The sequence below is a fragment of the Psychrobacillus sp. FJAT-21963 genome (assembly GCF_001420585.1).
Classification (GTDB): Bacteria; Bacillota; Bacilli; order Bacillales_A; family Planococcaceae; genus Psychrobacillus.
Genome location: NZ_LJIY01000002.1, coordinates 430147 through 445366 on the forward strand (window position 1 = coordinate 430147; position 15220 = coordinate 445366).

The window sequence follows — 15220 nt, forward strand, 5'->3', positions numbered from 1 at the left end:
GTTGAGAGAGATGAACAAATGGAAGATTGCATTTTTTTTATTAATATTATTAATAGTAGGGTCAATAATCGGACTTTTTTATTGGATTTCTACTCCATCTGAATCCTCAGATGTCCTATTAGAAACTCCAAATGTTACAGGAAATGTCCTTACAGTTAACGCGACAAAAGAGGATTTTGAAGGACTTGCTAATACTTTTATGAAGAAAGCTATGGAGGGAAAACCGCTTCCGGTGAATTTGACTATAGAAGATCAGGTGATACTATCCTCAGAGTTAACAATTTTCTCAACTGTTCTTCCTGTAAAATTATTCTTTGAACCTTATGTTGAGGAAAATGGGAATATTCGTTTAGAGCAATCTTCTGTAGAAATAGGGCAATTACAGCTTCCTCCGGAAACAGTGCTAAAAGTATTAAAAGATTCAATTCAGTTGCCACAATGGATGATCGTAAAACCGGAAGAAGAGGAAGTTCTTATCCAATTAGCCAGCATACCGATGTCTTCAGGAGTCCGTGTTCGAGCAAAAGAATTGAATTTGGAGGAAGATATCATTACTTTAGAAATAATTATCCCATCTGAGTAAGGAGGAAAAAGAAATGGAAAAAGCAACATTTGCAGGAGGCTGTTTCTGGTGTATGGTGAAGCCATTTGATACTTATGATGGAATTGAACAAGTCCTCTCTGGTTATACAGGTGGCCATATTGAAAATCCGACGTATGAACAAGTTTGTTCCAATGCAACCGGTCATTATGAAGCAGTCCAAATAACGTTCAATCCAGAAATATTTCCTTATGAAAAATTATTAGAAATATTTTGGATGAATATTGATCCGACAGATAATAATGGTCAATTTTTCGATAGAGGCTCTTCCTATCAGACAGCCATTTTCTATCATTCTGAGCAACAACGAGTTCAAGCAGAGAAATCAAAAGCAGATTTAGATGCATCAAATAAGTTTCAAACAAAAGTGGCTACCAAAATACTTCCGGCTAAAGAGTTTTATCCAGCCGAAGCTTATCATCAAGATTATTACAAAAAAAATCCTACCCATTATAATCGTTATTATGTTGGATCTGGAAGAGCAGCTTTCAAAGAAAAAAATTGGGGGTAAATATAATGAAAGAAAAATTAACAGACATGCAGTTTTATGTAACGCAACAAAATGGTACAGAGCCTCCTTTTCAAAATGAGTATGATAAGCATTTTGCAGAAGGTATATATGTAGACGTTGTCTCTGGCAAACCTTTGTTTCATTCAAAAGACAAGTATGATGCAGGGTGTGGATGGCCAAGCTTTACTAGACCAATTGAGGATCAAGAGGTTATAGAAAAATTCGATGATAGTCACGGTATGAGAAGAGTAGAAGTAAGAAGTAAAACAGCTGATTCACATTTAGGACATGTCTTCCCAGATGGTCCACAAGAAGAAACAGGACTTCGATATTGCATTAATTCTGCTGCATTACGATTTATTCCTAAAGAAAAGCTTATCGAAGAAGGCTACGAAGAGTATATTAAGTTATTTTAAATAAAGGCACTTTTATTTTAGTTTGTGAGTTCGACTAAGGAGCAACTTATCTTGCGGCAAGCGCACATCCGTGTTTTGTTTGCTGAAAAATTGCTATACAAATCTAATGAATAACTATTACTAATAAAAAGAAGCACAGAAGAGCAATATCTTCTGTGCTTCTTATTTTATAGCTTAAATTCATTGACAACATTTCTAAGCTCATCTGCTTGATTTGATAACTCTACAGCAGAAGCATTAATTTCTTCCATTGCAGCTGAACCTTCCTGTGCAGCGGCAGCAGATGTTTCTGTATTAGTTGCTGTATTTTCAGCAATTTGATTAACTTCAATGAAAGAAGCAGCAACTTCATGACTAAAGTTAAGCGTTTCTTCAATTTGTTTTACCATTTTATCGATGATTGTAATCGTTTCATTTGTCTGATTCATTATTTGCTCTAATGATGCATTTGTCTCATTTGCTACTTCCACACCACGAATTACATTTTCTACACCTTCATGGTTTTGTTTTACGATGGAAGTAACTTCGGATTGAATGGATGTAACAATTCCTGTAACTTCTTTTGCAGCATTTTGAGATTGCTCAGCAAGTTTACGAACCTCATCGGCAACTACAGCAAAGCCTCGTCCATGTTCTCCTGCTCGAGCAGCTTCAATAGCTGCATTTAGTGCTAGTAGGTTTGTTTGTTCAGCAATTGCAGTAATCGTTTTAATGATGGAAGTGATTTCATACGATTTTGTACCAAGCGCTTGTACAGTTTGAGAAGTGTTAGCCATTGTCTCTTCAATACTCATCATCACATTAGAAGAGTGTTGTACTGATTCTCCACCTTTACGTGCAGCTGTCATCATTTGATCTGTTGCTTCTTTTACTGCTTGTGCATCATTGTTCAAATACCTTGTTGCTTCTTCTAGTAAATTCATCTTTTGAATAGCAACATTCATACTTCGTATAGTTTGTTCACTTCCTGCAGCGATTTCGTTCGTTGAATCAGCTATAGATTGAATTGTTATTGCTGTTTCATCAGAAGAAGCCATGAGCTCTTGTCCGCTTGCAGAAACATTCTCAGTCAGTAAACTTACACGTTTTACTAAATCTGCGATAGAGGCGATTAAAACGTTTGTGCTTTCAGCAATTTCAGCAAATTCATCTTTTGATCTAACTTTTACTCTTCTGGTCAAGTCACCGCCAGCTTGAGCTATATCTAATATAGATCGGTTAATAGAATTCGTACTACGTTTGATGGAATAGAATAAGTAAATACCAAAAGATAATGTTAGAGCTACTGAGAATACCGTTAGAGCAATGAACAAATACATTGCTGTATTATTTTCCTTTTTTAATAGGGCAATTTGATTCGCATTTTTTTCGGCTAGTAGTTCGTTCATTGAAGCTATATGTACATCAATATAATTCATTGCAGTTTTCCCGTTACCTGCGTTTACTAGTTTTTGTGCAGATTCAATGCCTTGCTCATCTCGGATATTAATTACACGATCTGAATATTGTAGGTAGGTTGTAAAAAACTGATCAATTGATAATATTTTTTGTAATTCCTCTGGTCGATTTCTATAAGTTTTATTCAATTCTTTAATGTGTGTAATGATTGCATCTTTATATTTCTTATGACTTGCCATATAATTTGACTTACCGGTTATGATATAGCTCTGTTCTGCGTTAGCTAGTTGAGCAATTTCCGTAGAAATTTGATTTACCATCATTTGTTCTTTAATATCTACGTTCGTAAATTTCTCGAGAGCTTTTTGAGATGTATACATCTTATTAGAGGTCAATACTAGCATGGATATTAAGATTACTATTAGCACTGAAAAGATGATAATTACTCTACCTCTAATTGAGTTTACAATATTCTTTTTGGAAGAGATGGAAGTGAAATTTTTCGCTTTTTTGTTTTTACTAAATAAATTTAATGAAGGTATTTTCTTAATCTTTAAGGTTTTCTTTTCTTTTTTATTCTTTTTTGTTGAATTCATAGGTTTAATTTTATTATTGAACCTCTTTAACAATCATACCAACCCCTTTATTTGTAATGCTTTTTGATTACTTTAAAGTTTACTTGTTTTAGATAGAATTATCTACATGTTTTTTTGAAATCTATGACTTCATGACTAAAGTTGGAGGTGTAATATGAAACAATCATTTTATTTATATGTTTTAAAATACCGAGGAGGAGGAAAGAAGGATAAAAAGAGTTGGTTTGCAGAAACGATGTTTAATCAACATGATTTTCCAAAAGCAGAGACTTCATTTGATGCGCTCTCTAAGTATATTGAAGAACTTGCACATCCTGATATGAGTGCAACAGTTTTTGATGAACTTTGGGAGTCATATTATGAAGCGGTACGCTAGCAATATCGTTGCATTAAAACTAAAAAAACGGTATCATTAAGCCGAAACGTTATAGAAATGAGGTATTTAAATGAGTATACACATTGGAGCAAAAAAAGGTGAAATTGCAGATACAATTTTACTACCCGGAGATCCACTTCGTGCAAAATATATTGCAGAAACATTTTTAGAAGATGTTGTCCAATATAATGAGGTTCGTAACATGTTTGGATATACTGGTACATATAAGGGAAAAAGAATTTCAGTACAAGGTACTGGGATGGGCGTACCTTCTATTTCAATTTATGTTCATGAATTAATGAACGATTATGATGTACAAAAATTGATTCGTGTAGGTACATGTGGAGCTATACAAAAAGACGTGAAGGTACGTGACGTTATTCTTGCTCAAAGTGCTTCAACAGATTCTACATTAAACAAAGTTTTATTAGATGATGTAAGCTATGCTCCAACTGCAGATTTCGATTTATTATATAAAGCATATAATGCTGGAAAAGAAGCAGGGTTAAATTTAAGAGTAGGTAATGTTTTTACGGCAGATTTATTCTATAACGAAAATGCGCAAAATGAAAAATGGGCAAGTTATGGTGTATTAGCAGTGGAAATGGAATCAGCTGCACTTTATACTTTAGCTGCTAAATTTGGTCGTCAAGCTCTTTCAGTTCTAACTGTAAGCGATCATATTATTACAGGTGAAGCAACGACATCTGAAGAACGTCAAACTACTTTCAACGATATGGTAGTTGTTGCGTTAGAAGCAGCTATTCAAGACTAACCTGTCTTTTTCGAAGAGTTTACTTCTTAACTAGATTATCTTGATAAATAGACTGTCATGGAGATGACAGTCTATTTTATAAGATTTTTGGAAGAAAAGGGTGAAAAATTTGGACGAACAAAAACAATCAAATGATGAAGTGGAATCTACTGAAGAGAAACCTGCATCACGTTATATAAAGATAAAGCCATTTGGTTTTTTCGTAATGATTTTAGCATTAATTGTCGCAACAGCTGCACTAACTATGATGATTTTAAATGTTAGCAAAAGTAATGTCCTAGGCGAAGAATTACCCGAGTCAGAAAGAACTGAGTTCTCTAAACTTTATATGGCATATGATAAGTTAAAAGAAGAATACTATAAAGATATTGATCAAGATTCAGTAGTTAACGGTGCTATTAATGGAATGATTGATGCACTAGAAGATCCATATTCTGATTATATGAATAAAGAAGAAGCCTCCCAGTTTAATGAGAGTATATCTTCTAGCTTCCAAGGGATTGGTGCAGAGATTCAAGAAAGAGATGGTGTGATCACTGTAGTATCTCCTATTAAGAACTCTCCAGCCGAAAAAGCAGGGATATTGCCTAATGACAAAATTCTTGCAGTAGATGGAAAAGATATAAAAGGATATACTGCTTCTGAAGCCGTACTTCTAATACGTGGTAGTAAAGGTACAGAAGTTACACTTTCCATACAACGTGGAGAAAGTGAAACAATGGATATTAAAATAGTTCGTGATGATATTCCAATCGAAACGGTTTATGCTGAAATGGTTGGTGATAATGTTGCACATATTATTATTTCTAGCTTCTCTAGAGACACATATGATGAACTTTTGACCGCTATTAGCGAGATGGAAAATCAAGGAATGAAGGCATTGGTTATTGATGTTCGTCAAAACCCAGGTGGTCTTCTTGATAGTGCTATTGATATCTCTAATCTTTTCTTAAAAGATGGAAAGTCAATCGTCCAAATACAAGAAAAGGGAAAACCGTTTGTTTATTCAGCTTCTCCAGGTGAGAAAGTTAAGGTGCCAGTATCCTTGATCATTGATGAAGGTAGTGCATCCGCATCAGAAATTTTAGCTGGCGCATTAAGTGAATCTGCAGATATCCCATTAGTAGGTTTAAATTCATTTGGTAAAGGTACAGTTCAATCAGTTAATGATTTACCAGATGGATCGAACATTAAAATTACGACTGCTAAATGGTTAACACCTGACGGTAATTGGATACATGAGAAAGGGATAGCCCCTGATTATGCTGTCGAATACCCATCCTATGCAATGCTTGCACCATTAGATCCTGCTGAAACTTTAAAAGAAGGCCAATCTTCCGAAGTTATTCAAAATGCTAAAGAAATGTTAAAAGCAGTTGGATATGAAGTTGGTGAAATAAACGAAAACTTCGATAATCAAATGACTACAGCAGTGAAAAAATTCCAAGCTGAAAACAAGCTTGAATCAACTGGTGAACTATCAGGAGAAACTTCTTATTTATTAATGGATAAACTTCGTGCAAAAGTATTAGAAGATGATCCACAATTACAAAAAGCTAAAGAAGTTGTTTTGGAGCTTCTGAATAAGTAAAAGTAAAGCTGACCTTCATAGGTCAGCTTTTTAAATGAAAGCTCAGTTATTCAGATTTGCAACTTGATAGCCGGATGAACGGTCATATGAGACAGTAAGTTACTTTTTCTCTTGCGGTCTAGCGTATAAGCTCAAAGTCGAATTGATTCAATAATCTTGTATGATTGTAATTTAACAATAGCAAAGTTTAACATAGCTGAAATGAAAGGAGAAAACATAAAATGAAAGATGTTTATCTATTAAGTGGCTTTTTAGGAAGCGGAAAGACCTCCTTATTATCACATTTAATTGCTCAATTTAAAGAAGAGGGTATTAAACCTGCAGTCATTATGAACGAGTTAGGGAAGCTTAATTTCGATAGCCGAGCTGTAGATGAAGATATACCTTTAAAAGAAATGTTGGAAGGATGCATATGCTGTACAGGATCTGAAAAGATGGAAGCACAGCTTCAAATGCTTTTAGAAGGAGAGGAATTTGATGTCTTAATAATAGAGACAACAGGTGCTGCTCATCCCGTTGAAGCGATGGATGCAGTTTTTTCACCTCTATTTGCAAATAAGTTAAATATGAAAGGGATTATAACAGTTGCGGATTGTAAGAGATGGATAGATCGTGATCACTTGACGCCTCAAACTAGAATGTTGTTTTTAGAACAAATACGACACGCCCATCTAATAGTAGCAAACAAAATTGATTTACTCAGCGATTCGGAAGTAGCAACTGTCACTATGCAATTACAGTCTTTAAATAGTTCTGCTCCGATTATACAAACATCCAATAGTAAACTTCCATTATCATTAATAAAAAAGCTAGAAGCTACTCACCATGAAAAAGACATTAACGAAACAGCTATAGGTAAACAACTATTTCTGTCTACCCGTCTATATACTTTTCAGGAGGCAGTTGAACAAGAAGAGTTTGAGACTTGGGTTAGAAGTTTCCCTGATACGGTATATCGGATGAAAGGCTATGTACCATTAAAAGGTCATAAATATCCCTTTCTATTTCAATATGCATATGGAATGGTTCAATGGATACCGGAGTACATGAAGATGGATCCTCAAATCGTTATTATCGGAGATAAAATTGATAAACTCGAGATGATGGGGAGTGTTTCAAAATGATAAATGCTTTTCAACAATTATATAAAGGAAGAATTGCTCTAGAAAAAATTCAAACAGAGGACGAGATTCGTCTTGTTATAAACAGTGAGTTAAAAGATGAATTTACTCATCCTAGAGCAAGGTTATCTTCAGTAAAAAAGTATCAACTTGCGATTCAACGTATACAAGGTAGTGAGCTTAGTGAAGAAGATAAACATGTCTTATTATCTGTCTATGAAGAGGAGTATTTAAAAGTGTCAACAGCGAATGATGTGTAAATTTTAATTTTATTGGTCATTATATCCAAAAGTAATCAAATAGTACTCTATTTCTATCAATATATTTTAATCTAATGGTTTTGTTGGTAAATGTTATGTGAAAAATTTCTCCTCTTTTATGTTTACAATAAGGGTGCACAAAAGAAGGAGGAAATGAGAATGAATAAAAAAAATTCAATCATAGTTGGATTACTTGCAGGAAGCTTGTTTTTATCTACAAATACAGCTGAAGCATCAACAACAACTGGAAATTCAAACACCACTTCCGAGGCAAAAGCAGTTGTTAATTATCAATTGAAGTCTCCATATAAATTAATAAATCAATATAATTGGAGAGCATATGATAACTTTAAATATGTAGCTAATGCTAAATTAGTTGCAAATCAAATTGTTGCTAAATACTTTGTCAATATGGAAGAAGAAAAAGCAGCTGAAAAACCAGTTGTGAAAGAAAAAGAACCAGTAGTAGAAAAACCGGTAGTAGAAAAACCAGTTGTAACAGAGAAGCAGCCAGCAGAAAAACCAGTTGTAACAGAGAAGCAACCAGTAGAAAAACCAAATGTTCCTGTTAAAAAACCAGTTGCACAAGCACCAACAAATACAGTAAAAGAACCAGTAGTTCAAAAACAAGCTACAGAAAATAAAGAAGAAGTGAAAGTATCTTCTGAAATTCAACAAGTTGTAGATTTAACTAACCAAGAACGTGCTAAACAAGGTTTAAAAGCATTACAAATCGATACGAAATTAACACAATCAGCTCAAGCAAAATCACAAGACATGAAAGACAAAAACTATTTTTCTCATACTAGTCCAACATACGGTTCACCATTTGATCAAATGAAATCTTTTGGTGTAACATACAAAGCGGCTGGAGAAAATATTGCGATGGGTCAACGTAGTGCAAAAGAAGTAGTTGACGGATGGATGAATTCACCAGGCCACAGAGAAAATATTATGAATCCTTCTTATACACATATCGGAGTTGGATTATCAGATAGTGGATACTATTGGACTCAGCAATTTATAGGTAAGTAATGAAGTGAAACCTACCAAGATTAGGGACTGACTCCTAATAATTGAGATAGGGAATAAAACATCTTTTTAAACAACCAGTTGACGGTAATTACACCGGCGACTGGTTGTTTATTTTTTTGAATGTGTATATTGTTAAAAAATTTAAATAATATGGGCAAGTGCCCTATACGATTACCTCATAATGTGTTTCAAGTGTTCGAGTTAAAATGTTTCCGACTTTAGTGATGCGTGAAACGATTTAATTGAGGCATGATCAGCGGGCTGGCATCCAGCTCATAATAATGCCTTTTTAACTTTTTGTTGATATGCATATGTATCCTGATGACTGGGCAATGTAAAATCTCTTGGCAAAGTAGGTAACTGGTCCAGTGAATCAAATAGAAATAAAACCGCATCTAATTAATGAGTTGTGTTCTATTTCGAATGTTTAATTCTTTTATTCCTTATTTCATTGGCAATTGTAAATCTACTGCTACTAATTTCTGCTTGTTAACTTGGTTTTAGATATTACATTCCAGTTCTTCAACTCAATGTTTTTTTAATCTCAATCTATTAGGTCAGTCTCTTAATATTTTTTATATAAAACTGTCAACAGTGTTTGACATGAAATATTTCTAAACTGTGGTTATAATATCCATCTATTTGAAGAGGGATAGTTGTTGCTATCTAGTTATCTATCTTAATGGTTTCAATGGAATATTTTATAATACTTATTTGTTTTTTCATATGTTTATAATAGTGGAGCAAAAGAAGGGGGAATAGAAAATGAATAAAAATTATTCATTAATTGTTGGATTACTTGCAGGAAGTCTGTTATTTACAACTCAATCTGTTGAAGCTTCTATGTCCACGGGAAATTCAAATTCAAATACTACTTCAGAAGCTAATATTTCTGTAAAACAAAAAGGGAATGAACCTTTTTCAAATATAAATAAAAATAACCAACCAATCGAAAGTACAAAACCTGTAACAACAAAACAGGAAGCTAGTACTCAAAAGTCTGGACCATCTACAAATGATGTTGGACAAGTATCTTCAACAGTTCAACAAGTTGTGGATTTGACTAACCAAGAACGTGCTAAAGAAGGACTAAAAGCGTTACAAATTGATGTAAAGCTTACCCAATCAGCACAGGAAAAATCACAGGATATGAAAAATAAAAACTATTTTTCTCATACTAGTCCAACATACGGTTCACCATTTGATCAAATGAAAGCTTTAGGAATCACTTATAATTCTGCGGGTGAAAACATTGCTATGGGTCAACCAAGTGCTGAAGAGGTTGTGGAAGCATGGATGAAATCTCCAGGTCATAGAGAAAATATAATGAATCCTTCCTTTACACATATAGGCGTTGGATTATCAGATAGTGGTTTCTATTGGACACAACAATTTATAGGAAAATAAAAACGACGCTATTAAGCGTCGTTTTTTGTTATTCTTTTTTGTAAATAGATAAGTCTTGAACAGAGCGTGATAGCCCCTAATGTTAACCCTACGATTAGACCTATCCAATATCCAAAGCGCTCAAAAGAAGTATAGTTTGCTAGTATGTATCCAGTAGGCAATCCTATTATCCAATAAGAAACAATTGACATAATGAATGTGATTGTTACATCCTTGTATCCTCTAAGTGCTCCTTGAACGGGTGCTTGGATTGCATCTGATAATTGAAATAACGCAGCAAAAAAGAAAAATTGAATTGTTAATGTGATTACGGCTTGATCATTTGTATAAATAGAGGCTATTTGCTCTTTAAACAAGAGAAGTATAGATGCGGATATAAAGCTGAACAGGACTGCTGTTACCACACTAAGCCAGCTATAAGTTTTTGCATCTTTAAATCTATTTGCACCTACTTCATGCCCAACAAGTATTGTAGCTCCCATCGCAATACTTAATGGAATCATATAAAGTAGGGAAGTAAAGTTCATAGCAATCTGATGAGCTGATATCACTTCTGTTGAATAAGCACTCATAAATAATGTGACAGCAGAAAAAATGGTTGTTTCTGCAAAAATAGAAATACCAATTGGAAAACCAATCTTAGTAATCGATCCAATTTTTTGTAAGGAAGGCGCTCTCCATTCATTAAAAATATGTAACTCAGCAAATGGTTTATTACGATACACGATCACTATTGAAATAAGGAATATTAACCAATAAGTAAGTGCCGATGCTAATCCAGCACCCACGCCTCCTAAAGCAGGCATACCTAACTTCCCGTAAATAAATACATAATTTAATGCAATGTTGATGGGAGCAGATAAAAGAGTAATAACCATGGATACGCGTGTTTTTCCTAAAGCATCAATAAAAGAGCGAATTACACTATAAAGGAATAGTGGAACAAGACCAATACTCATCATATATAAATATTTCTTTGCTACTTCGCGTACACTATCCTCGAGGGATATACGCTGAAGAACAGGGTCAATTAAAAATAAGACAGCAACAAAAATGATGATTGCTAACAAGAGAGCTATATAAAATCCTTGCTGAACAAAAATACGGACTTCTTCCTTCTTTTTTGCTCCTATTAATTGTGCTACAATTGGCGTAATGCCTAATAATATACCGGTAAGACCAGTATATACAGGCACCCAAAGAGATGAACCTATCGAAACACCTGCTAAATGATCAATACTAAATTTTCCGGTCATTAATACATCAAAAAATGTCAATAAATATAGTGCTAATTGTGTGATTAAAATAGGTAAGACTATTTTAATCATTTGAATCATTTTATCAGATAATGTTTTCGTTTCTTGCATTTTGCATACATCCTTTAAAGTTATAAAATAGTTAGGAGATTATTAATGAATAATAACACAATTGTATTAACAGGTGGAGGTACTGCAGGGCATGTTTCATTAAATGAAGCAATTATTCCCGAATTAATAGATAAAGGCTATGAACTTCATTATATAGGTTCTTCAGATGGAATAGAGAAATCGATTATCACTAAAAGTTTCCCATCGTTACCGTATCAAGCAATTTCAAATGGCAAACTAAGAAGATACTTTTCCATTAAAAATTTTTCCGATCCATTTAAGGTCCTTTATGGAACACTTCAAGCGACAAGAATCATTAAAAAAGTCAAACCATCACTCATCTTTTCTAAAGGGGGATTTGTTTCTGTTCCTGTCGTAATTGCTGCAAAATTCGCTAATATACCAGTAGTTATTCATGAATCGGATATAACACCTGGACTTTCAAATAAAATTGCTAGCTCCTTCGCAAAACACATATTTACTACTTTTGAAGAAACATTAAAATACCTTCCTGCAGAAAAGTCATCTTCTATCGGAGCGATTATTCGTCCAGATTTGTTTAATGGCGATGAATTAATAGCAGAGCAGCTGACTGGGTTTAAAGCAAACAAAGAGACTATTATTATAATGGGTGGTAGCCAGGGAGCAGCTAAAATAAACGAAGCCATTTACGACAACTTATATGAGTTAACGAAAAAATATCAAATCATACATCTTTGTGGTAAAGGTAACTTAAATACATCACTAACAGGAAAACCAAATTATATTGCATTCGAATATGTCACAACTGAGCTCCCTCATTTATTAAAGATTTCAGATTATGTTATTACGCGAGCAGGATCAAATTCTATATTTGAATTTTTAGCTTTAAAAAAACCAATGCTTTTAATTCCTTTATCGATTCATGCAAGTAGGGGAGATCAATTACTAAATGCGAACTATTTTGAGAATCAAGGATTTGGAATTGTATTAGAAGAGGAAAACTTAACACAACAATCATTTCTAGAATCGATTACAAAGCTAGTTAACGCTAAGGAAACAATTATAAATAAACAAAAAGCTGCAAATTCTCCTAAAACTCCAAGCCAATTTGTTGAAATTCTTTTATCGCATAAAAAATAAAAATAAAGAACTCCCGTCAAATAGCTATTTGACGGGAGTTCTTTATATGAATTAACCGTACATACTTCTGTTTTCTATTATTACATCGCTTGTTCTTCCTCTGTACTTTGTTGTAACATTACTAGATGGAACAAGTCTTTTGGAATATAGTAAAGATCATAAATATCTGACTGTCTATTAATTGCCTCATAAATTTTAGAATGGGTTGTATTTGCTTTAAGAACGTAAGGAAGTTTCTCAGTAGCTCGAATACTTTTGGCATTGCTTCTTCGAATACGAAGAAAGATTGTATGAATATCTGTTTCGAAAAACATTTCATTTAAAAACTGTTCTTTTGCTTTTTTATTGTAACCTAGTCCTTGGAATGGTTTTCCTATCCAGGTACCGAGGAATCCAGCTCCGTCTTCTATATCAAATAAGTTTATAGTTCCTATCGGTTGACCATAATCACTGATAATGGTTCTAGAAATCGATAAACCTTTCTCTTCTTCTTCCATTAACTGCTTTGTCATGAACCAATATTCGTCTGCTGAACTAGCTTTTTGACGAACATAAGCAAGAACGCTAGGGTCAGACATTAGTTCGTAAAGCGCAGTGCATTCATGTAAATCACGTTTTCTAATCAAAATAAGTGCCCCCTTAAAGAACCAAAATGAGCATAATCATCCTAGGTTCCCTGAAATTTTTCATTTTAAAATGCATAAAAAATTTCGGGGTAGGAATCGAACCTACTAGGACCAGCTCAATACTGGTGGCGCACCATTTGCCTTCCCTCGACAAAGCGAACTTTGTCTTATAAAATTATTTGCTTTTATAATATACTAATTTTTTTTCCTTTTGCATAGAGAAATGTCTCTAATAATATGTTAATTTTTTGTGAAGGATATTTCCAAAAAAATTGTTAAAATACTTGTAACTTTATCGTTAAATAAATATGATTAAAGGATATGAGAATCAATGCCGATAGGAGATTTTTTGAAATAATGACTGAAGCAGTTATAACTCCAAAACAATTTAGTTTACTATATGATTTATCAGATGATTATGTCTTTCTTATGCGGAAATTAGACGATACTTTTATATATGAATGTATTAATAAAAAAGCAGAAGAAGTTTTTTCTGAAAATCCTATTGGGAAAAAATTAGAAGATTGTTTAGAAGAATATCATTATATGACAATAGTCAACAATTATAAACGAGCTTTCTTGGAAAAGAAGTCTATTTTTTATCAAGATCATTTTTCGATTTCCAATTTAACGCATGTTAATGAAACTACAGCTATTCCTATTTTTGATGGAGAAAATCAATATATTCTCGCCATTACAAAAAAAGTAGCACGATCTAAGGAAATGCAAGCTTCTACTTATATTTTGGAAAGCTATAAAAAAGAAATCAATGAAGCTGCCTTAGTAGCAATGACCAATGAAAATGGCATAATTGAAATGGTCAATCAAGTTTTTGAAAATACTTGCCAGTTTAAACAAAATGAAATTGTTGGAAAAACATTCCGATTGATAAACTCAAACTTCCATGATGAAAATTTCTTTAGACAAATGTGGAGCACAGTTAAACATGGTAGTATTTGGCGGGGTGAGATTCGTAATCGGACCAAGTCAGGTTCTTTTTATTGGGTAGATGCAAATGTAATACCCATCATGAACGAACATGGTGAAATTGAAAAGTATTTAACAATTCAATTTGATATTACTGAAAAGAAAAGAATTATAGATGAGCTTCGAAACATAGAGCGAACATTTACTCTAATAACAGAATATTCAAATGACCTCATAGCTATTACAGATGAAGAAGGTTATTTACTATATTCTTCACCAAGTCATGAAACTATTCTTCAATATGATAAAGAGGAGCTCCTTGGGACTTATTATCTTAGTCTAATATCAGAAGACAGAGTAGAAGCAGGACATCTATTGCCCTCTATTGATGAAAATAGTATTTATCGAACAGAACTTTTAATGAAGAAGAAGAATGGGAATACTATCTGGGCAGATACTTCAATTACTGAAGTAAAAAGGAACAGAGATGAAGAAGACGAGAAATGGTTTGTTGTAGTTTCAAGAGAAATTACGGAAAAAAGAGAATTAGAAGATAAGTTAAAGTTTATGGCCTATCATGATAGTTTAACTGAGCTTCCAAATCGCCGATCGTTTCACCGAGATTTACCAATAGCTATCGACTCTCTAAACGGCGACAATAATATAGCATTGATATATATTGATGGGGATGACTTTAAATCTGTAAATGATCAATTTGGGCATGATGTTGGAGATCAATTTTTAATACGTTTTGCTGAAAAGCTTCAACATTGCGTTAATGGCCAGTTCAATTGCTATAGGCTTGGCGGAGACGAATTCGTTATAATAGTAGATAAAGTAGACGATTATAAAGATGGCAGTAGTGAAAAAATTTTAAAATTGATATACGCTATCCAAGATACGTTAAAAATTGGTTGGATGATAGGAGATCATCTATTTACCCCAACATCATCTATTGGAATATCCATTTATCCACACGATGGGAAAAGCGTTGACGAGTTATTAGATAAAGCAGATCAAGCATTATACGCTGCTAAAAAACTTGGTAAAAATAACTTTCTTTATACGAATGCCGTTCAAAATTAATTTGA

At 33.5% G+C, this 15220-nt stretch carries 15 protein-coding genes; 12 read left to right on the forward strand and 3 right to left on the reverse strand.

Annotated features, from left to right (window positions below; genetic code table 11):
- Window positions 1-10 precede the first annotated feature (10 nt).
- Genes AN959_RS07975 through msrB form a run of 3 tightly spaced genes read left to right on the forward strand, consistent with a single transcriptional unit; the run spans window position 11 to window position 1528 of the window.
- Complete coding sequence (locus AN959_RS07975; protein WP_056829717.1) at window positions 11-583, forward strand: YpmS family protein; 573 nt, start codon at window positions 11-13, stop codon at window positions 581-583.
- Between the two features lie 13 nt (window positions 584-596).
- The gene (gene msrA / locus AN959_RS07980; RefSeq protein WP_053589633.1) at window positions 597-1112 is read left to right on the forward strand and encodes a peptide-methionine (S)-S-oxide reductase MsrA; all 516 of its coding nucleotides are present in this window, start codon (window positions 597-599) and stop codon (window positions 1110-1112) included.
- Window positions 1113-1117: 5 nt separating this feature from the next.
- Complete coding sequence (gene msrB / locus AN959_RS07985; protein ID WP_056829719.1) at window positions 1118-1528, forward strand: peptide-methionine (R)-S-oxide reductase MsrB; 411 nt, start codon at window positions 1118-1120, stop codon at window positions 1526-1528.
- A gap of 167 nt (window positions 1529-1695) precedes the next feature.
- On the opposite strand, the gene AN959_RS07990 is transcribed toward msrB, so the two are convergent.
- On the reverse strand, window positions 1696-3555 hold the full coding sequence (locus AN959_RS07990; protein WP_371256516.1) for a methyl-accepting chemotaxis protein: 1860 nt from the start codon (window positions 3553-3555) through the stop codon (window positions 1696-1698).
- A 121-nt stretch (window positions 3556-3676) separates the two neighbouring features.
- On the opposite strand from AN959_RS07990, the gene AN959_RS07995 reads away from it, so the two are divergent.
- From AN959_RS07995 to AN959_RS20615, 7 genes are all read left to right on the forward strand, one after another.
- Window positions 3677-3898 (forward strand): YozE family protein, encoded by a 222-nt coding sequence (locus tag AN959_RS07995; RefSeq protein WP_056829721.1) that lies wholly within the window; start codon window positions 3677-3679, stop codon window positions 3896-3898.
- Window positions 3899-3968: 70 nt separating this feature from the next.
- The gene (gene deoD / locus AN959_RS08000; protein ID WP_053589630.1) at window positions 3969-4673 is read left to right on the forward strand and encodes a purine-nucleoside phosphorylase; all 705 of its coding nucleotides are present in this window, start codon (window positions 3969-3971) and stop codon (window positions 4671-4673) included.
- A 109-nt stretch (window positions 4674-4782) separates the two neighbouring features.
- On the forward strand, window positions 4783-6264 hold the full coding sequence (locus tag AN959_RS08005; RefSeq protein WP_056830295.1) for a S41 family peptidase: 1482 nt from the start codon (window positions 4783-4785) through the stop codon (window positions 6262-6264).
- A 221-nt stretch (window positions 6265-6485) separates the two neighbouring features.
- Window positions 6486-7388 (forward strand): GTP-binding protein, encoded by a 903-nt coding sequence (locus tag AN959_RS08010; RefSeq protein ID WP_056829723.1) that lies wholly within the window; start codon window positions 6486-6488, stop codon window positions 7386-7388.
- Window positions 7385-7645, forward strand: coding sequence for a hypothetical protein (locus tag AN959_RS08015; RefSeq protein ID WP_056829725.1), 261 nt, complete (start codon window positions 7385-7387; stop codon window positions 7643-7645). Before AN959_RS08010 ends, AN959_RS08015 begins: the two co-directional genes overlap by 4 nt.
- A gap of 159 nt (window positions 7646-7804) precedes the next feature.
- Window positions 7805-8680: a CAP domain-containing protein gene (locus AN959_RS20610; RefSeq protein ID WP_082460871.1), complete on the forward strand. Its 876-nt coding sequence runs from the start codon at window positions 7805-7807 to the stop codon at window positions 8678-8680.
- Between the two features lie 765 nt (window positions 8681-9445).
- The gene (locus AN959_RS20615; protein WP_082460873.1) at window positions 9446-10087 is read left to right on the forward strand and encodes a CAP domain-containing protein; all 642 of its coding nucleotides are present in this window, start codon (window positions 9446-9448) and stop codon (window positions 10085-10087) included.
- A gap of 11 nt (window positions 10088-10098) precedes the next feature.
- Here AN959_RS20615 and AN959_RS08030 read toward each other — a convergent pair whose 3' ends face one another.
- Window positions 10099-11454 (reverse strand): MATE family efflux transporter, encoded by a 1356-nt coding sequence (locus tag AN959_RS08030; protein ID WP_056829726.1) that lies wholly within the window; start codon window positions 11452-11454, stop codon window positions 10099-10101.
- 45 nt (window positions 11455-11499) lie between these two features.
- Here AN959_RS08030 and AN959_RS08035 point away from each other — a divergent pair, with 45 nt between their 5' ends.
- Window positions 11500-12576: an undecaprenyldiphospho-muramoylpentapeptide beta-N-acetylglucosaminyltransferase gene (locus AN959_RS08035; protein ID WP_056829729.1), complete on the forward strand. Its 1077-nt coding sequence runs from the start codon at window positions 11500-11502 to the stop codon at window positions 12574-12576.
- 80 nt (window positions 12577-12656) lie between these two features.
- On the opposite strand, the gene AN959_RS08040 is transcribed toward AN959_RS08035, so the two are convergent.
- On the reverse strand, window positions 12657-13202 hold the full coding sequence (locus AN959_RS08040; RefSeq protein WP_056829731.1) for a GNAT family N-acetyltransferase: 546 nt from the start codon (window positions 13200-13202) through the stop codon (window positions 12657-12659).
- Between the two features lie 357 nt (window positions 13203-13559).
- Here AN959_RS08040 and AN959_RS08045 point away from each other — a divergent pair, with 357 nt between their 5' ends.
- Window positions 13560-15215 (forward strand): diguanylate cyclase domain-containing protein, encoded by a 1656-nt coding sequence (locus AN959_RS08045; protein ID WP_056829733.1) that lies wholly within the window; start codon window positions 13560-13562, stop codon window positions 15213-15215.
- Window positions 15216-15220: the final 5 nt, after the last annotated feature.